General features: G+C 43.3%; 15 protein-coding genes and 1 tRNA gene. 7 read left to right on the top strand and 9 right to left on the bottom strand.

Features of this window, described 5'->3' with window-relative positions:
- Nucleotides 1–225: 225 nt before the first annotated feature.
- From rocD to B5D06_RS04675, 4 genes are all read left to right on the top strand, one after another.
- Nucleotides 226–1,458: an ornithine--oxo-acid transaminase gene (rocD, locus tag B5D06_RS04690; protein WP_078736862.1), complete on the top strand. Its 1,233-nt coding sequence runs from the start codon at nucleotides 226–228 to the stop codon at nucleotides 1,456–1,458.
- Nucleotides 1,459–1,461: 3 nt separating this feature from the next.
- Complete coding sequence (gene ctlX / locus B5D06_RS04685; RefSeq protein ID WP_078736861.1) at nucleotides 1,462–2,421, top strand: citrulline utilization hydrolase CtlX; 960 nt, start codon at nucleotides 1,462–1,464, stop codon at nucleotides 2,419–2,421.
- Between the two features lie 24 nt (nucleotides 2,422–2,445).
- Nucleotides 2,446–4,071, top strand: coding sequence for an L-glutamate gamma-semialdehyde dehydrogenase (gene pruA, locus B5D06_RS04680; protein WP_078736860.1), 1,626 nt, complete (start codon nucleotides 2,446–2,448; stop codon nucleotides 4,069–4,071).
- A gap of 103 nt (nucleotides 4,072–4,174) precedes the next feature.
- Nucleotides 4,175–4,459, top strand: coding sequence for a DUF3784 domain-containing protein (locus B5D06_RS04675; RefSeq protein WP_143742613.1), 285 nt, complete (start codon nucleotides 4,175–4,177; stop codon nucleotides 4,457–4,459).
- A 148-nt stretch (nucleotides 4,460–4,607) separates the two neighbouring features.
- Here the strand turns inward: B5D06_RS04675 and B5D06_RS04670 are convergent, their stop codons facing one another.
- The 9 genes from B5D06_RS04670 to B5D06_RS04630 form a co-directional block, all read right to left on the bottom strand.
- A complete protein-coding gene (locus B5D06_RS04670; protein WP_394364846.1) occupies nucleotides 4,608–5,327 on the bottom strand; it encodes a DNA alkylation repair protein in 720 nt (239 codons plus the stop codon).
- A gap of 8 nt (nucleotides 5,328–5,335) precedes the next feature.
- Nucleotides 5,336–7,054: an alkaline phosphatase gene (locus tag B5D06_RS04665; RefSeq protein WP_078736857.1), complete on the bottom strand. Its 1,719-nt coding sequence runs from the start codon at nucleotides 7,052–7,054 to the stop codon at nucleotides 5,336–5,338.
- A 28-nt stretch (nucleotides 7,055–7,082) separates the two neighbouring features.
- Nucleotides 7,083–7,559, bottom strand: a complete 477-nt coding sequence (locus B5D06_RS04660) for an arginine repressor (protein WP_078736856.1) — start codon at nucleotides 7,557–7,559, stop codon at nucleotides 7,083–7,085.
- 242 nt (nucleotides 7,560–7,801) lie between these two features.
- On the bottom strand, nucleotides 7,802–8,119 hold the full coding sequence (locus B5D06_RS04655) for an iron-sulfur cluster assembly protein (protein ID WP_078736855.1): 318 nt from the start codon (nucleotides 8,117–8,119) through the stop codon (nucleotides 7,802–7,804).
- 7 nt (nucleotides 8,120–8,126) lie between these two features.
- Nucleotides 8,127–10,277, bottom strand: a complete 2,151-nt coding sequence (locus tag B5D06_RS04650) for a S46 family peptidase (protein ID WP_078736854.1) — start codon at nucleotides 10,275–10,277, stop codon at nucleotides 8,127–8,129.
- A 41-nt stretch (nucleotides 10,278–10,318) separates the two neighbouring features.
- A complete protein-coding gene (locus B5D06_RS04645) occupies nucleotides 10,319–10,792 on the bottom strand; it encodes a CYTH domain-containing protein (protein WP_078736853.1) in 474 nt (157 codons plus the stop codon).
- 18 nt (nucleotides 10,793–10,810) lie between these two features.
- Nucleotides 10,811–11,953, bottom strand: a complete 1,143-nt coding sequence (locus B5D06_RS04640; RefSeq protein ID WP_078736852.1) for a DUF2027 domain-containing protein — start codon at nucleotides 11,951–11,953, stop codon at nucleotides 10,811–10,813.
- Between the two features lie 372 nt (nucleotides 11,954–12,325).
- A tRNA-Cys gene (locus tag B5D06_RS04635) sits at nucleotides 12,326–12,396 on the bottom strand.
- Nucleotides 12,397–13,171: 775 nt separating this feature from the next.
- Complete coding sequence (locus tag B5D06_RS04630) at nucleotides 13,172–14,980, bottom strand: leucine-rich repeat domain-containing protein (protein WP_078736851.1); 1,809 nt, start codon at nucleotides 14,978–14,980, stop codon at nucleotides 13,172–13,174.
- 399 nt (nucleotides 14,981–15,379) lie between these two features.
- On the opposite strand from B5D06_RS04630, the gene B5D06_RS04625 reads away from it, so the two are divergent.
- Genes B5D06_RS04625 through gltA form a run of 3 tightly spaced genes read left to right on the top strand, consistent with a single transcriptional unit; the run spans nucleotide 15,380 to nucleotide 18,935 of the window.
- Nucleotides 15,380–16,573, top strand: coding sequence for a DNA/RNA non-specific endonuclease (locus B5D06_RS04625; protein ID WP_078736850.1), 1,194 nt, complete (start codon nucleotides 15,380–15,382; stop codon nucleotides 16,571–16,573).
- Between the two features lie 50 nt (nucleotides 16,574–16,623).
- Nucleotides 16,624–17,418: a sulfide/dihydroorotate dehydrogenase-like FAD/NAD-binding protein gene (locus B5D06_RS04620; RefSeq protein ID WP_078736849.1), complete on the top strand. Its 795-nt coding sequence runs from the start codon at nucleotides 16,624–16,626 to the stop codon at nucleotides 17,416–17,418.
- A 35-nt stretch (nucleotides 17,419–17,453) separates the two neighbouring features.
- A complete protein-coding gene (gene gltA / locus B5D06_RS04615; protein ID WP_078736848.1) occupies nucleotides 17,454–18,935 on the top strand; it encodes an NADPH-dependent glutamate synthase in 1,482 nt (493 codons plus the stop codon).
- Nucleotide 18,936: the final 1 nt, after the last annotated feature.

The raw sequence follows: 18,936 nt of genomic DNA, 5'->3' as shown, positions 1-18,936 counted from the left end.
ACTTTCTGCTTGCATCGACTTTTATTTAGAATTTTACCTAAATGAGGGGATAGATGTTCTCTTTGCAGGATAAAAATCTTTTTTGCTTTTAAAAGTTGATTTCTTTTGACTCGAAAATTTTGTTTTGTATCTAAAAATAGCTACTTTCGTTTGCATAGATTAAAAGAGTTTTCTCTTTTTTCTGGCCTGATATACGATTCTACACATTTAAAACTCTATTGGGTTATGTATATTTCTGAAAAAGCAAATCAGTTTATCGAGCAGGAGCATCGTTTTGGTGCTCATAATTATCACCCCCTTCCTGTGGTGTTGTCACGAGGTAAAGGGGCTTTCCTTTGGGATGTTGATGGTAAGAGATATTTCGATTTCTTATCGGCCTACTCTGCCGTGAATCAGGGGCATTGTCATCCTAAAATTATAGCTGCCCTTAAGGAACAAGCGGAGCAACTATGCCTTACTTCTCGAGCTTTTTATAATGATTGTTTAGGTCCTTTTGAGGAGTTTATGCATCATTATTTTGGATACGATAAGGTACTCCCTATGAACAGTGGAGCAGAAGCGGTAGAAACAGGTATCAAACTGGCGCGTCGCTGGGGATATCGCAAAAAAGGAATAAAGTCTGGAAAAGCCCTCATAATAGTATGTGAGGGTAATTTTCACGGGCGTACGGTCAGTATCGTTTCGATGAGTACAGACCCAGATTCCTATTCAGATTATGGCCCCTATACACCAGGATTTTTGAAGGTGCCTTATAATAATGTAGAAGCCCTCCGTGAAGTATTGGAGCGTGAGGGGGAAAATGTGGCTGCGGTTATGATGGAACCGATTCAAGGAGAGGCTGGTGTTTTTGTGCCCGACGATGGTTATTTGAGAAAAACCTTTGAACTGTGTCGCGAGTACAATGTACTTTTCATTGCCGATGAGATACAGACAGGAATAGCACGTACGGGTAGGATGCTCTGCTGTGACTATGAAGAGGTACGCCCCGATATTGTACTTTTGGGAAAAGCAATCTCTGGGGGAGTTATTCCCGTCTCGGCAGTACTCGCAGACGATGATATCATGCTTACTATTCAGCCAGGAGAGCATGGCTCGACGTACGGGGGATTTCCTTTGGCCGCACGCGTTGCCATGGCTGCTTTAACGGTGGTAAAAGAGGAACATCTTACAGAGAAAGCGGAGTATTTAGGGAATATATTCCGAGAAGAAATTTCGAAAATTGATAGTCCCATGATAGAGTCCGTGAGAGGAAGAGGTCTTTTGAATGCCGTGGTAATAAAACCTTACAAGGGGAAGGTTGCTTGGAATGTATGTGAGAAAATGGCAGAAAATGGCCTTTTGGCTAAGCCTACTCATGGTCATATTATTCGTTTTGCACCCCCTCTTGTAATTACAGAGGCCGAGTTGCGCGAAGCAATTGATATTATTAAGCGTTCCATCTTCTCTTTTAGTGAATAGATTATGAAACGTTTACAGACCACTGACACGGTTTTAATGGTCCGTCCTGCCAAGTTTGCTTTTAATGAAGAGACGGCAGGCAATAACTATTTCCAAAAAAGAGGAGAGGATGCCGAGGTAGCAGAGAAGGCTTTGCAGGAGTTCGATGCTTATGTGCAATTACTGCGCTCCAATGGTGTGCGTGTAATCATTATTCAAGATACGCCCGAGCCTTATACACCCGACTCCATATTCCCCAATAACTGGTTTAGTACGCACTGCACGGGAGAGTTGGTCTTCTATCCCATGCTTGCAGAGAACAGACAGCTTGAGCGTAAACATCAGGCGGTAAATATGCTCTCCTTAATGCCTGGTGTGCGCAAAACTATCAATCTGACCGATTGGGAGAAGAAAGGAAAGTTCTTGGAGGGTACGGGCAGCATGATTTTAGATCGAGTACACCGAGTGCTTTTTGCCTGTCGCTCTCCACGTACCAATGAAGAAGTGCTTGCCGAGTTTTGCCACGAATTGGACTATGAATACATTCTTTTCGACTCGGTAGATGTAAATAATCGGCCTATCTATCACACCAATGTGATGATGTGCATTGCCTCTCGCTATGTAGTAATCTGTATGGAGTCTATTCCCGACTTAGAGGCGCGTCGTGTTTTACGTGCCTGTTTTAGAAGTAGTGGGCGCGATATTATTGAGATTTCTCTACAACAGGTGGAGCAGTTTGCTGGCAATATGCTTTCTGTACACAATGCTAATGGAGAGTCTATCCTCTTGATGTCACGGGCGGCTTATAACTCACTACGTCCCGATCAAGTAGAAAAATTGGAAACCTACAGTAAGATATTAGCTCCTGAACTAACGACTATTGAACAGAACGGAGGAGGCTCTGCCCGTTGTATGGTAGCAGAGCTTTTCCTCAAAGTAGATGAAGAGGTCGTTGAGGAGGGCTTGTCTTTTCTTTTTGAATAATAAAAATATAAATCAACTTACACGATGGATAATATTCTGTATCACTTCGAACGTCCAAAGAACGAACCCGTAAATAGTTACGCTCCCAATAGTCCAGAAAGAGAATTCTTGAAAAGAGCCTTAAAGAAGGTAGAGAGTGAAACGCTTGATATACCTCTAATCATTGGAGGAGAGGAGGTGAGAACTGGGCAAACGGGCAAGGTCGTTATGCCACACAAGCACTCTCACACGTTGGCAACGTACCATATGGCGGGAGAGAAAGAGGTAAAGATGGCTATTGATGCTTCTATGAAGGCTCATAAGGAGTGGAGCCGTTTGCCATGGTTAGAGAGAGCTTCTTTGATGTTGAAAGTGGGCGAGCTTTTTAGTACTAAATATCGTTATGAACTGGCAGCCTCTGTTATGTTGGGGCAGAGTAAAAACCCTATGCAGGCAGAGATTGATGCGCCCTGTGAATTGATAGATTTTTTGCGTTTCTCTACCTATTACGCATCTAAGATTTACACAGATCAGCCTCTTAGCGAGCCTACCATACTCAATAGGGTAGAGTATAGACCTTTGGAGGGATTTGTTTTTGCTCTAACGCCTTTTAATTTCACTTCCATAGCTCTTAATCTAACAATGGCTCCTGCTATGATGGGTAATGTTTCTGTCTGGAAACCATCCTCCACGGCTATTCTTTCGAACTATCTTTTGATGAAGGTATTTAAGGAAGCGGGCATACCCGATGGTGTGGTAAACTTTATCCCTGGGAAGGGAAGTATCATAGGGAAAGCCTTAATCCCCGATCCCAACTTTGCTGGGTTTCACTTCACAGGCTCCTCCGCCACGTTCAATACGCTTTGGAAACAGATAGCAAACCACGTAGATACCTATAAGTCGTATCCAAAGATTGTAGGAGAAACGGGAGGAAAGAACTTTGTTCTTGTGCACCCCTCGGCAGATGCACAAGAGGTTGCAGTCGCTTTGGTACGCGGAGCTTTTGAGTATCAAGGGCAGAAGTGCTCGGCTGCTTCACGAGCTTATATACCTCGCTCTCTCTGGAATGACTTGCGAGAGCGTTTGGAAGCTATGATTGCTACCATTAAGATGGGCGATGTAATAGACTTCTCAAACTTCATGAACGCTGTAATTGATGAGGCTTCTTTCGATACGATTAAGGGCTATATTGATTATACAAAGAGTGCTAACGATGCAGAGGTTATTATCGGTGGCGGTTGCGACAAGAGTGAAGGGTACTTTGTACAGCCTACGGTTATTCTTACTACAAACCCACACTTCAAAACGATGGAAGAAGAGATTTTCGGTCCTGTACTAACCCTCTTTGTCTACGAAGACAAAGAGTTTGAGGAAATGCTTGCTCTTGTCGACACTACGGGGCGTTATGGCTTGACGGGATCTATCTTTGCAAGAGATCGCTATGCTATTCAGAAAGCAATGGATGCGTTGCGCTTTTCTGCAGGGAACTTCTATATAAATGATAAGCCTACTGGTGCAGTGGTTGGTCAGCAACCTTTCGGAGGGTCACGTGCTTCGGGTACGAACGATAAAGCGGGCGGAATGCTCAACTTAATTCGCTGGACTAATGCGCGCTGCATCAAGGAAACATTTGTTAGTCCTGTGGACTACACCTATCCGTTCTTGAATTAACGTATACCCACATTAACGATAAAAGGTCAAGAGCCCTAAAAAGCTTTTGACCTTTGTTTGTTTTACAAGTATTTTCTTTTGTAAAGATGTTACTTTTGAGGCTATGAAGTTTTTTATATTTATGGGGATACTATTCTTTGTCATAGGACTTGTAGGATACTTTTTCCCAAATCTTATTGCAGGGTACAACATGCTCTCGGCTAAGCAACGTGAGCAAATAGATATTGTGAGATTTAAGAGAGTTCTTTTGATAGGAATGTCTCTATTGGCTACTTGTGCTATTGGTTTTTCTTTTCTCCCTGATAGCCCCTTAACCCACATTGTTTGGGTTGTATTCTCTCTATTTGTTATAGGGCTGATAATCTTTTGGGGAAACAGAAAGAAGTAATCCTCCCTTTAACAAGAGTTGTTTCTTGGAAGGCAAAGTATAACAGAAACTGGTATTGTTGGGTTTAACGACAAACCCATAAGGGAAAGCAAAAGCTAACACAGTGCTATGTCTGGTAATTAGCCAGTGTTGACGAGCATTAGAGGGATTATAGATCTTTGCTCTTCTTTAGTCCCAAATAATGCTTTCGTTGCTCCTCGGGCAGTTTTTCGATAGCATAGCGAAGAGTGGTGCGGGGCATACTCTCTGCATATTTATCTAAGAAGGCAACGAGGGGGCGTAAGTCTCTTTTCCCAACTTCGCGAAGCATCCATCCAGTTGCTTTCTGCATGAGGTCGTGAGGGTGGTAGAGCAACTGTTCGGCAAGGCTTATAGTTGTGGCAAAGTACCCTTTACGAATAAATGTCATAGTCGATACGACAGCAATACGTTGCTCCCACAGATTATCGCTCTTGGCTAAGCGTTGTAGTTCGCCGTGGTCTCTATGGAGCAGAAATTCTCCCACGATTTTGTAACAGGAAAGATCTACTAAATCCCAGTTATTTATCCTACTTGTTTGTGAAAGGTAATAGTGGTATAACTCCTCGCGCTCAGCTTCTTCTTTGCTACGCTTGAAACGCTCTACCAAAATTAGCAGGGCGCAAAGGCGCATCTCGTGCCATGGGCTATCGAGAAGTGCCTGTACGGTCTCTCTTGAGGCATCAAGATATTTCTTAGCGACCTCTCGTGTGTCGGGCACGGAGACCCCAAGAAATTGATCTCCCTCTCCGTAGCTACCTCTCTCCGTCTTGAAGAAACGCATCAAGATGTCTCGTTTTTGCGGATTGGCTTTACGAGAGAGGTGGGTATAAATTTCTTGGGCTTCCAGCATTGGCATCATTTAGCAATGAGTTTTAATACGTTTCTATTGAGGTAGAATGTCTCCTTTTTATCTACCCAAACAGCATTATTGGGAGCCTTAATCTTTTGAGCAGTGCCTTTTTGGAACTCTTTATCTGTACCCACTTCCATTTTGGGAGTAAAGGGGTAGATACGTAGTTTTTTCTTTTTGGAAAGTTTTACTTCGAGGTACTCTGGGATATCACTTTTCCCTTTTTGTATCGTCGTGGGGTAAGAGGCAAAGATCTTTTGATGCGGAGCATAAGCCTCATCGGTCAATAGGGGCAGTTTGCCCTCTAATTGCCATAGACGACACAGGTATTCATTGATCTCTGTATTGAGTATCATACCTGTGAGATTGTCTCCCTCGGGGTGATAAGATGCCAGCAGAACTTCCTCTCCTGTGTGTCCGTGGGTTGTAAAACCAAAGGGGAGATACTTCCTGTAAATAGTGCAAACCACCGCCGATAAGTCTTGACTGTACAATCCTCTCTCGGCAGAAATCCCCTCACGTTGGTCAACGGGTATAGGGCTATGTTTGTAAGATTTGCATTGGTAGAGAGCGTTTAAATCTTCTTTGTCGAGAGTAATATGCGCATATTTTTGGAATATCTCTTGTGCTTTGTCGCTCTCTGTCTGGTTGAGAAGGAGGGAGATGCCATCAGCGGTTTTTTGGATAGAGGTGATGTGCCCGAAAAGCTCTTTGTCAGAGACTTTGTCGTACTGCTTCAAGCGTTGCAATCCTATACTCATACCGCTATTCCCGTGGTCTGAGAGAATGATTATAGCCGTATTCTTATCTTTTTGAGCAAAGTCGATAGCCTCTTTAACGGCTCTATCGAAAGCTAACATCTCTGTAGCCAAACCTACGGGATCATTAGCATGAGCAGCCCAGTCCACCTTACTCCCCTCGACCATGAGGAAGAAGCCCTCTTTGTTATTCTTGTTCAATATGGTAAGAGCTTTCTGCGTCATCTCGGCAAGCGATGGAATGAGTGCAGGGTCTCTGTCGAGATCGTAGGGTAGAGCATAGTCGTCAAAAAGAGCCCAAACTCTATCCCCATTGAAAGCATGCATCGCTTTAAGGTCTTTTTCGATATAAGTGATGTTTTGCTCCTTTAGAGCATTTTTGAGTTCTGGAGTCATGAAAGCCGTTCCTCCACCCATCATGACATCGACGGGGAGGTGTACCATTTGGGGGGCAATCCAGTCACGTCTGCTTCTTCTATACGAATGGGCAGAGCAGTCTGCAGGTGTAGCGTGGGTAAAATCGCACGTTACAACGAGTCCAGATTTCTTGTTCAAAAGCCACTTTCCAGCCTCTAAAATAGTTACTAAAGGTTGTAGGGCACGCTCAGGATTAACGGGTACAAGGTCATGATCGGTCGCTTCGGGATAGGTCGCAACAAACCCCGATTGAGACGGCATACCTGTCATGTAACAACTGGTTGTGGGAGCAGAGTCGCCGATGGGAGCATCGGACGAGAAAGTTAGCACGGTACCACTAATTAAAGGATCTAAATTCAGGTGTATCTTATCTTTATCCAAGTAGCGTTGATACCATCGGGCCAGAGAGATGGTGGAGAGTGAAGTCCCATCGGGAATCATCACAATGATATTTTTAACAGGAGCAATCTTTTCGGGCAATCCTGCATAGAGTTGATGCCCATAGCTCAAGAGGAGAGCTAATGAGAGAAGGATAGATCTTAGCTTCATAGCTTTATTGAATTTAAGTTTGTTTCTATTATTCGAGGAGCTCGGGTATAACTTCGCCCAACGCCTTTTTTATGTGAGACTGGGGTGAGTGCTCGGGATGGACTATAAGGATAGTATCATAACCTGCCACGGTACCCAATACTAATGGGGAGTGCATCGCATCAATCTCAGAGGCGATAGAGGAGGCATATCCTGCCTCTGTTTTTATGACAGAGAGATTGCCAGAGGTTTGTAGTGAGCGAAAGCCTTTGGTGCCGAGATATCGAACCACATCTTCCGTTACCTGTAGACTTTCTTCTGGGAGACTGTAGTATCCGATTTTGCTGAACGAGGTATATCGGCCTTTGGTAATACGGAGCTCCAAAATATCTCGGGATATTGTCCCCTGTGAAATATTTATTCCATTGGCTTTCAGTAGTTTTTTAAGTGTTTTTTGATCTGAGATATTGTTGTTTTTGATAAGCCTGCATATAAGGGCTTGTCTGAAATCTTTATTGGAAGCCATATTATATTCCCTCAGTATCCTCTCGCAAAAATACAAAATAAACTCTTTGAATCAATGAAGAGTAAAGGCTTTTACAAAACGGCAGATTCTGGTATGGAATATAGATCTTTTTTTTAGTAGGATTGTATAGAGAAAAGGGTATGACTTACCTTGGATGGGGTCATACCCTTTTTTGTAGTTAGTTTTTCCCTTTATCCCTCCAACTGTTATTTAGCAGGAGGATAGAGGAGAGAAAGCGGTTGTTAGAGAAATCCGAGCTCCAGTTTTGCTTCGTCGCTCATCATATCTCTATGCCATGCTGGTTCGAATGTGAGTTCGATATTGCATCGCTCCACGCCTTTTACACTCTCTGTTTTCAAGCGTACATCCTCCAAAATAAAGTCCGCCGCGGGACAGTTGGGAGCAGTCAAGGTCATCGTTATCGTTACAATGCCGTGCTCTCCCACATCGACCTTGTAAATCAGTCCGAGGTCATAGACATTGACGGGTATCTCGGGGTCGTACACGGTGCGTAGCATGCGTACTATATTCTCTTCGAGAGCTAAAAACTCGTTGTCCATAAGAAGATTAAAATTGAGGGTTCATTTCATCAATCAATCGTTGGCATCCAGCAAATTTGTCCACGACAAAAAGAAGATAACGAATGTCGAGGATAATGCTCCGCTGGTAGTTGGGCAGGTACTCTATATCACCTCCTACACCTTCCCAGTTGCGGTCGAAGTTAAGACCTATTAACTCGCCTTGGGCATTGAATACAGGGCTGCCTGAGTTCCCTCCCGTCGTGTGCGTTGTTGCACAGAAGTTCACGGGCATTGAACCGTCTGAGTTGGCATATTTCCCAAACTCTTTCTTAGCGTATAGTTCTTTAAGGCGAGGGGCAACCACATATTCCCAGTTATTAGGGTCTTCCTTTTCCATAACACCATCTAAGGTGGTTTTTGCGCCATAGGCTACGGCGTTACGGGGTAAATATCCTTTAATTTGTCCATAGGTGATACGGAGAGTTAAGTTTGCATCGGCAGGGAGCTTTTCTTCTCCTATCATTGCCAGCCAAGAACCGATATAGTCTCTTTGCGCCTTTGCCAAAGGGGCGTCGAAAGCTGCCATTTGCGCTATAAGATCGGTGTATTCTGCACGTACCGATGCTGCAAACATACCCATAGGGTCAAAGAGAAGTTGCTGTTTGTCGGGGTGTTGCATGAATGCTTCGAACTTTTCCTTTGAGACGTAAATAGAGTGCTCAAACATATACTCTACAAAGGCTTCTACCGAACCTGTTTGAGTAATGCCAAGGCGGATAACCTCGGGCTGTTTCTCGGGTGCAATACGTTGGGTATAGCGTTTGAGCAGTGCTATGGCAATAGCCTTGTCTACGCGAGGACTATAGTCTGCATTATAGAAAGCATCGAACTGCTTTCTCAAGTTATCCAATCCTTTTTTGCGGAGGGCGGGTTTATCCCAAGAGTCGATTAGTTCGGATGTGGGAACGGGAGCTTTGCTACACTCTATTCCTGTGAGAATACCCTCTAAGAGATAACGATGACGCCTACGGAGGTCTTTACGCTGTTCGATAGACTTTGATATTGCTTGTACGGCATTTTGCGTAAGCATATTACCTTGCTGCTGCGACCATCTCGTTACTTCTTGTTGCTGTTGGAGCTTAGTGTTGTAAAGCCCACGCTGGCGTATAGCCCAGTTTGCACCCTGTGCACGCTTATAGCCATTCTGTGAATAGGCATATTTAGAAGCATACATGATGTTAATCGCTTCGTCCGATAGCATCTCATGGAGCATAACGTCTTGGCGTATGCCACGCATCTCGATACGGATGTTATTGTCTATTTCACTCCACTCGGTTACCTCATCGGCGGTAAAGAAACGGTAAGTAGTACCAGGGAAACCCATGATGAAAGCGAATTGTCCCTCTTGTACACCCTTTGCACTGATGCGAATGAACTTCTTTGGGGTATAGGGTACATTATCTTTTGAGTAAGGAGCTGGATTGCCATTACGATCTACATAAAGGCGGAAAATGGAGAAGTCTCCCGTGTGTCGAGGCCAAGCCCAGTTGTCCGTATCGGACCCGAATTTGCCGATTGAGCTTGGGGGGGCTGCCACTAAACGCACATCGGAAAAAACTTTTTTCGTAAACATATAGTAGCGATTTCCTCCGTAGAAAGCTTTTATCTCGTAACGATAACCAGGTCGAGAGGCCATCTTTTTCCCAACAATGATAGGGGCTAAAGAGGACAAGAACTTAGGCGAAAGATAGTCCATGCTATTGGGATCTTTTATTTTTCTGAGTTCTTTTTTCACGGCCTCGGTAACGTCATCGACCCTGTCTACAATCTCGGCTTCAAGACCAGGGTTGGGGAGTTCTTCCTGCTGGGTATAGCTCCAGAAACCATCCTGTAAATAGTTATTCTGCACTGTGCTGTGCTGCTGTATCTGGTCATAACCGCAATGATGATTAGTAAGAAGTAATCCCTTGTCAGAAACCAATACACCAGAGCACCCTCCGTCAAAGAGTACAACAGCATCTTTTATGGAGTTACCTTCAGGATTGTAAAGGTCAAGAGCCTCGAGTTGCATACCAAGGCTTTTCATTCGCTCCATCTGACCATTGATTTGTTGCATTAACCACATACCACCATCGGCATAGAGAGCCGAGGAGATTAGAAATGCAAGAATTGGGGTTAAAAAGAATCTCTTGTTCATAAATATAATAAAGTGGTAATAAAATACATGTTGATTGGAGTTTATTCGGGAACGGATTGCGCTATCGATAGTTGAGCATTGTAGTAACGTATATCGCCTGTTACCTCTTTTCCTATCCACTCGGGTAGAGGGGGAGTATCTGTTGTGCTCTTAAGTTCTACTTCTGCTATAATGAGCCCTTTTAGTTTGCCCAAAAAGCAATCGACCTCCCAAGTAAAACCCTCGAAGGGAACGTAGTATCGCATTTTTTCGATGGAGCCTATCAATGGAGATTGAAGCATTTGTTCTGCCTCCTTAAGCGAGATAGGATGCTCCTCTTCGGTGCGAGCTAACCCATCGGGAGTGGATAAGCCTTTGCGGGTAAGAAAGGCAGTGTTGTTTACAAAGCGTATTCGCAACGTTTCTCCCTCGGTTGAGGGTGGCAGATAGAACTGCTTGATTAGAATCGAATGAGTTGCTTCTTGTTTGAAGCTCTCGCTTCGGACTAAAAATTTGCGTTCAATCTCTACAGCCATGGGTACAGTTACCTCGTATTAATGGATAGTTACTAAAGTTGCACCGAACCCGTACTCTTGAAAAGAGGCATCTTGCGCCGAAGCTTTAGGGTACTTACGTTTTAGTTCGTCAAGAATCGCTTTACGCAATACGCCCTCTCCCTTACCGTGGATGAAGACTATTTTCTGCCCCTTATGGTTGATATGCTCCTTCATCACCTTGTGAAACTCATCTAATTGATGTTTGAGCAAATCTGTAGGAGACATCCCTTGCGTGGTAGTAAGTAGTTGAGAGGCATGCAAATCTATCTCAATAGGTGTGTTGCTGGGTTTCTTGCGAGCAGGCATTTTGTGTTCTGCATTGCCGTTTTTATGCTCCTTTTCTGCCTGAAATTTTTTACTTTCCAGAGCTTCTTTCAAAAGCGAAGGAGAAACCTCTTCTCGCCCACCTTTCTGTTTATCCTTCTCTACCAAGGATACAAGCAGCGCATCTTCATCAAAGAAATCATTGTCGGTAAAGCAGTGTCTTTTGAAAAACTTTACCCCGTCGGGCTTTAGGTCTATCGAGTAGGGCTCTTTGAGGATATATTTACGTCCCTTTTTATAGGGGATAATGGCAATGTGAATACGCTCTCTTTCATTGAGTTCCGACAGAGAAAAGGTGTCGATAAGGAGCTTGGTATCTCGCTCTATCTCTCCCGATGCTACTAACCGATAAGAGCCATTGTTTTGAGCTAAGGAATAAGTGAAAAAGAGATTGTAGTTACTGTCATTGATGAGATAGCACTCCATATCTCCGTTACTGAAAGTTGCGTAATCTTCTGGGAGCCAAGCTAAGTATAGCGATATTAGTTCTCCCTCGGGACGCTCGGGCAAAAAGAGGTGGGCAGGGGGAGGGGTAGCTGTTGTTACTGAAGTTTGCGGAGCTTTCGATAGGGTAGACTGGGCACCGAGTCGAGCCTCTTTGCGTCGTTGCTCCTCCTCTTTTATCTCTTGAGGGGTGCGGTAGGCTGGTATGAAAGTATCCTTTTCATTTACAACCACACATTCATGAATGGGGGTGGGGAGTTCAAATCCATCTTCGCCCTCTACCCAAGCCACTTTTCCTACTATACGACGTACGATACCTCCCCCTTTACTATTCAGGTAACGTACGGTATCTCCAACTTTTAATTTCGCCATCGTTGCGTTTACTGTCTCTATTTTTTTACGATTGAGTAATGTGGGTTGAAGTTTGGTGCTATGCACAATTCTGAAAGGGTATTATACCCCCTTAAAAGTATATATTCGCAAGCCCACTCAGACCCATATTTACCCTCAAAAATAGTGGTTTCTTTTGACTTTACTCAGAGCTTTTACAGATATAGAGGCGGTTGTAATGCTTGCCTTTTGCAAAGTCTTGCGAAAAGTTTGATGAAATAGGCTTGCTGCAGTTTCTGCGACGACATTATAATAAGGTATAGAAAGTGCAGGGAGAGGACGAAAAAACTTTTTGTGCCTAAAAAGAAAAACCTCGAAACGATTGGTAAAATCATTCCGAGGTTTTGGTTTTTGAGGTTCGTGGCGGATTCGAACCGCCGTAGACGGTTTTGCAGACCGGTGCCTAACCTCTCGGCCAACGAACCAAATGCAGAGCCGTAGCTCAAATCGTTTGCAAAGGTAGTAATAAATCTGATACAACCAAAACATAAATCCCTTTTGCTGTGTCGAAAAATTCTCTTGAAGGACACTAAATCAATCCCTTGATTGTTGGTGTGAGAGTGCCGAAAGGAAGGGAATACTTCGTTAATGACTGTGAATATCAGTTATATAGCTTGTCTTTGGGGAGATAGGTCAAGTAGCTCTTTTTTAGACCTTGCAAGCCTTTTTATATTGCTACTTTGAGGGTCTCACTCTTCTGAAAAATTTTTTCTTTCCTCAAAAAATCCTCCTTTCTTTCTGTTGAAAACCTTGAAAGGAATTGAGGTAAAAAATGTTTTCTCCTGAAGTGTTCTCTATTTTTAGATTGAATACATATATATTTAGATTGAATATACATATATTTAAGTTGAATATATATATACGTAGATTGAAAATAAAGATTTGTTCGAAAGCTATTGATTTTGTCAGGTGTAGAAAACTATTTTAAGGCGGTTAGATAAAAGAGTATTGGAGGGGTTACTATTGATCTTGGGGAGGAAACAAGTACCGATGTGATTTCTAATATTTTTGTTTCAAGTCTTGCTTATCAGCTTTGTCCTTATCAGCCCTGTTGTGAAATCTCACCAAGAGGGCTGTTCAAAGTCTTAGTGTTACCCCTATCTTCGACGCGGTAGCAGTAGCATGTATATAGAAAACCCTCCCTCTCTTTTGGGGAGAGGAAGGGCTTTGAAACGAATTCCTACAAAGAGGAAGGGATTTTTACAAAACGATCTTTACTGCTTTTTTGCCGATAGAGAGTAGATAAACTCCGCTGGGGAGGAAATCTAAGTTTAGTTTTGTCGCATTTCCCCTTGCTAAGTTTCGATATACAACTTCGCCCGTTAGGCTCCAAACAACGATTTCCGTAGGTCCCAATAGATTTTCGATGCTGAACTCTTTTCTTTCTTTGTCAAAAGCGATGTTGATACCAGAGTTTATAATTTCCTCGATAGAGGTGTAGAGTTCATACTCCGTTCCGTTGAAACGGTATACTTTCCAACCTTTTTCTCTTGCCATGGCAATATCTTCCTCTAAGAAAGCGTTGTTCTCTCCTTTTTCTGTTGTTATAATACAGAGTTGGGCTTCTTCTGCCATGTGAGTGTCCTTATAGCTGGGAAGGCTTCCAATAAGGAGAGAACTTTTTTTGCCTTTTATGGCATTTTTGTGGCAGTGTACAAGGAGAAGCGGAGCCTTAGGAGTTACTCGAAGTTCTGCGAGTAAATTTTTCTCGCATCGCACCTCTTTGAGTTGTTCATTATTACTTAAGTCTAAAGAGGAAAGAGCATTAGAACTACAATCAAGGAGAGATAGCGTAGGGCATAAGGAGGTCTCTAAGGCGGTCAACTTAGCTTTTGGAATGGAGAGCTTCGTCACACTACCTTCTATAAGTACATTGGGCTCAAGTACTTTGAAAACCCCTTTACTTACCTCTACCAGACCATCATAGACGAGAGCATCTTCTCCCTCAATTAGCATCGTTAGAGTTTCATTAATTGGAATCTCTGTAGTGAAAGTTAGTGTAGGATACTCGCCCTCTCCTAAATACTCTTTTTCTTCAGAACCATTAAAGTCATACATTACAAATCCTTTCTTTTTTGCCAAAGAGACAAGTGTATTGGAGCAAACATTCTCTGAAGGAACTACGGTGTTTTTATCTATAACGTAGATGTTTATGGGTGCTTCTGTGTTTTTAGGAAGTGACTGTATAAACTCAAACATAGCCCCGCGGTCAAGCTTATTATGGTAAATGTGGATCCCGTTTAGAGGAGCCTGAGAAGAGATCAATAGAGATTCCAACTCATTTTGGTAACAAGAGAGAGTGATTAGTTTATGATTTTCTGTAAGGTCTAACTTTTTTATTTTGTTCCCATATATATTGAGTGTCTCTAATAAAGGGCTTTTGGAAACATCGAGAGCGTTTAGGTTGCTTTCAAACCCATGTATTATCTCCAATTTGGAGCTTTTTGAAAGATCTACACTCTCTAACAAAGGGCAATTATGTATATACAGAGATTTCAAAGCCTCTACTCCAGAGAGATCTACATTGCTAAGTGATGGGCTTCTACTACAGTTTAAGAACTTAAGAGCCTTGTGGTTGGGAAGCGAAATAGAGGTTATGAGATTACCTCCGCAAGCAAGGTAGGTAAGCTTGGTATTCTTGCTTACATCCAGAGAGGGCAGTTTGTTGCCTCTACAGTCTAAGTTGGTAAGTTCGGGGGCTTCCGTTACGTCCAATGCTGTGAGCTTGATGTCTCCGCAGTTGAGTTCTGTTATATTACCTGTGATTTCGATGTTTTGAGACGTAACTTTGTGGGTACTGTTGTTTATTTTTTCAAGTCCTACGATGGTTACCCCCACGCCGCTATCTTCATTCACCCAAAAGTCGTCTCGATTGAGCTTATCCCCTATTTTATGTTCTGTAGTCATAGTTACCCTGTGCTGAGCAAAGAGAGAAGAGCAGGGTAGGAGGGTCAAAAATACCACTATAAGAGTGGTGTGAGTAATACGTCTTTTTACAAAAAACTTCATAACAATAAGATTCTATTTTAAAGTTAATAATGTTGTAAGCTATCTTTCTAAAGTATAACTCTTTGTGAAAACTGTTTGTAAAGCTGCTCTTAAGAGAAAGAGGAGTACCACATAGTATAATGGTTTTCTTATGGAGTACGCTATTGACCTTAGTCTCGCGTACAGAGATGCTTTGTAATAGCTCCTTTCTTCTCTTTTAAGCATTCCCTTGTGAGCAAAGTTATAATAAAAACTAATCCAATAAATATCTATTTGAAATACTCTTTCCAAACTTCTCTGCCAAAATCGGGTGATTGAGTTCTTTTAATCATTAAGGGAGAAGAAGATTTGTTATATCCGTTACCGATATAATGGTATCTTTGTGCCCTGTAAAGGGTAACGCTATAAAATAGTTGGTCAATGAGATTTTTTAATAGAGCTATGCTCAAAGAAAACAAGAGTCGCTTCCAAATATCGTTGCTTGCTTTCGTTGTTTCTTTTCTCTTGCAGGGAGCTTCGTGCGAAAAGCGGCCACCCTATAACGATCCAGAATTAAAAGTAACGAATGCAACCAATGGCCATTCGATTGTTTTCTCTCCGAATGGAGGAAGTCAAACATTGTTTCTAAAGTCTCCCTGTCGGTGGGTACTCTCTGTTAAACCATCATCGGCAGATTGGTTGCGTTTGGGAAAAACGAATGGAGATTTAGGAGCACACCAAGTTTTTATCGAAGTTGTAGCCAACGAAACAGCAGAGCGAGAAGTGTATGTATATCTTGCGAGCAATGATAATCAATTGAGAGACTCTGTACGCATTGTTCAGCAAGGAAAAGATGGCTTAGGTAGTTTAGGAGACGAGCATATATTGGGAGATATAGACTTGATAGAGTTACCTCGCTTTAGTGGCTCTAAAGAGGACTATTTTGTTACCCACCGTGTTGAAAAAGGACAGAGGGTAAACTTCTCTTTGGAGTATCATACGCCGTTGCACCATGCTCGTTGGGTTTGCTTTAGTTTCGATGAAGTAACCCGAGCTGTTCATACAAAGCGAACCGATGCATGGGGGTGGGATCCTTTTGTTCCCACTGAATTTGAAGTGGGAAGACTTGACTATAAAGGTTTTGATCGAGGACACTTGGTAGCTTCTTTTGATAGAGTTTTCTCTAAGGAGGCTAATGCTCAGACTTTTTACTATACCAATATGAGCCCGCAACGAGCAAAGTTCAATCAAGTGGCTTGGCAACAGTTAGAGCGTACTGTACAGGATTGGGTGCGCTCTCCTGAGTTGGTCGATAAAATGTATGTTGCCAAGGGGGGTACGCTACGTGAGGGAGAGTATGAGCTTACCTCTCAGGGTAGGAAAATAGCGGTGCCCAAACATTATTGGATGGCCATTTTGGTGCAGAATGGTACGGTATGGAGAGGTTTGGCTTTTTGGATTAGCCATGAAAGAAATAAAGAACAGGAGGGAGGCTTGGCTCCTCTCACTTGCTCTATAGACGAGTTGGAGCAGAAAACGGGATTGGACTTCTTTTTCAATCTACCTGACGAAGTAGAGCAAGAGGTCGAGGCTCAAATCCCATCTGAATATAAAAATTATTGGCCTGGTTTATAACTTCTCACGGCCTCTATTTATATAATCTTTCGAGACAAATAAGGAAAACAATGAATTTAATCGTAGAGAAGCGTTACTTCTCGCCTAATGTGGCGATGTTGCGCATTCAGGCTCCCCGTATTGCCAAAGCACGAAAGGCGGGGCACTTTGTTATTGTGCGAGCTGATGACCACAGCGAACGTATTCCCCTGACGATAGCTGCTTCCAATTTGGAAGAGGGCACTATAACTTTGGTTGTGCAGGGTGTGGGGAGTTCCTCTAAAAAATTAATCGCTTTAGAAGAAGGAGATTACGTACACGATGTAGTGGGTCCCTTGGGCAAAGCTACAGAGATTGAAAAAGTAGGTACGGTAGTTTGCGCTGGTGGTGGAGTTGGTGTAGCTCCCTTGCTCCCCATTGTTGAGGCTTTTCATGCTGCAGGTAATAGAGTTATCGTGGTCTTGGCGGCTCGTACCAAAGATCTCGTAATCCTCGAAGAGCAGATGCGTCGCGCCAGTGATGAAGTTATTATCATGACTGATGATGGCTCTTTGGGCGAAAAAGGCTTGGTAACAGATGGTATTGAGAAGGTTATTAAGCGTGAAAAGGTTGACAAGTGTGTGGCTATCGGCCCAGCTATTATGATGAAGTTCGTTTCGGCTTTGACTAAGAAGTACAATATCCCTACAGTCGCTTCCCTTAATACAATTATGGTAGATGGCACGGGAATGTGTGGAGCCTGCCGTGTTACAGTTGGTGGACAGCGCCGCTTCGTTTGTGTAGATGGTCCAGAGTTCGATGCGCATGAAGTAGATTTTGACGAGCTTTTGATGCGTTTAAACTCATACAAAGATCAAGGGAAATAAAGAAGATTTTGGACAGATTGAAAGAGATACAGTGTATGAATACCAGTGAACTAATTACCGAGCGCCGTAAACAAGAGTGGCGTGAGACACTTCGTAAGAGTCGTTCTGCTCGTGAGCGTAGCAGTATAGAACGCGTTAAAATGCCCGAGTTGGACCCTACATATCGTATAACCTCCTTGGTAGACGAAGTTAATAAGGGGCTCACCGAAGAGCAAGCTCTTTTAGAGGCTGCGCGTTGCTTGGATTGCGCAAAACCTACCTGTATGGATGGTTGTCCTGTGGGTATCCATGTACCCAGCTTTATAAAGGAGATAGAGAGGGGTAATTTCGCAGAGGCTGCTTCCATTCTGCGAGAGACAAGTTCTCTTCCCGCTGTTTGTGGTCGTGTTTGTCCGCAAGAGCGTCAGTGTGAAAGTCAGTGCGTATATCATACTATGAAAAAAGAGCCTGTCGCTATCGGGTATTTAGAGCGTTTCGCCGCAGACTGGGAGCGAGTTAATGGTACTATGAAGATTCCAGAGATGCATCTTCGTAATGGCAAAAAAGTAGCCGTGGTCGGTAGTGGCCCTGCAGGTCTTTCTTTTGCAGGAGATATGGCGAAACTGGGTTATGACGTAGTAGTATTTGAGGCTTTGCATGAAATTGGGGGAGTTCTTAAATATGGAATTCCCGAGTATCGTTTGCCCAATGAGGTAGTTGACGCCGAAATCGATCTCTTGCGCCGTATGGGAGTAACCTTTGAAACGAATACAATAGTAGGGGCTACCCTTTCGTATGACGATATTCATGAGATGGGTTTCTCGGGTCTTTTTGTTGGTTCGGGTGCTGGTTTGCCCAACTTTATGGGAATCAAAGGCGAGAACTTGGTGGGCGTGATGTCTTCCAATGAGTATTTGACTCGTGTCAATTTGATGAATGCAGGTGCAGAAGATAGCGAAACCCCTGTTTTCAGAGGTCGCTCGGTAGCTGTTATTGGAGGGGGAAATACTGCTATGGACTCTGTGCGTACGGCTAAACGTTTAGGAGCAGAGCGCGCCATGATAGTTTATCGCCGTAGCGAAGAGGAAATGCCTGCTCGTGTAGAAGAGATAGCCCATGCGCGAGAAGAAGGTATAGAGTTTCTCACTCTACACAATCCGATAGAATATTTGCCCGATGAACGGGGTCGAGTAAGTGCTATGCTATTGCAAAAAATGGAATTGAGAGAACCAGATGCTTCGGGCAGAAGAAAGCCTGTTCCCATTGAAGGGGCTATCGAAGAGGTTCCCGTAGATGTGGTTATTGTGAGTATAGGTGTCTCGCCCAATCCTCTCGTTCCGAATGCCTTTAAGGGACTGAATGTTACCTCCAAGGGTACCATTGTTGTCAACGAAAGTAATGCTACAGATTTGCCAGATGTCTACGCTGGAGGAGATATCGTACGAGGGGGAGCTACCGTTATCTTAGCTATGGGAGATGGTCGTAAGGCTGCTGCTTCGATGCATGAATATCTCTCTCATCTGCCTCAATCTCATTAAA

Source organism: Porphyromonas circumdentaria (assembly GCF_900167105.1).
Taxonomy (GTDB): Bacteria; Bacteroidota; Bacteroidia; order Bacteroidales; family Porphyromonadaceae; genus Porphyromonas; species Porphyromonas circumdentaria.
Note: the sequence above shows the minus strand (reverse complement) of the source record. Positions and strands in the feature narration are given on the sequence as shown.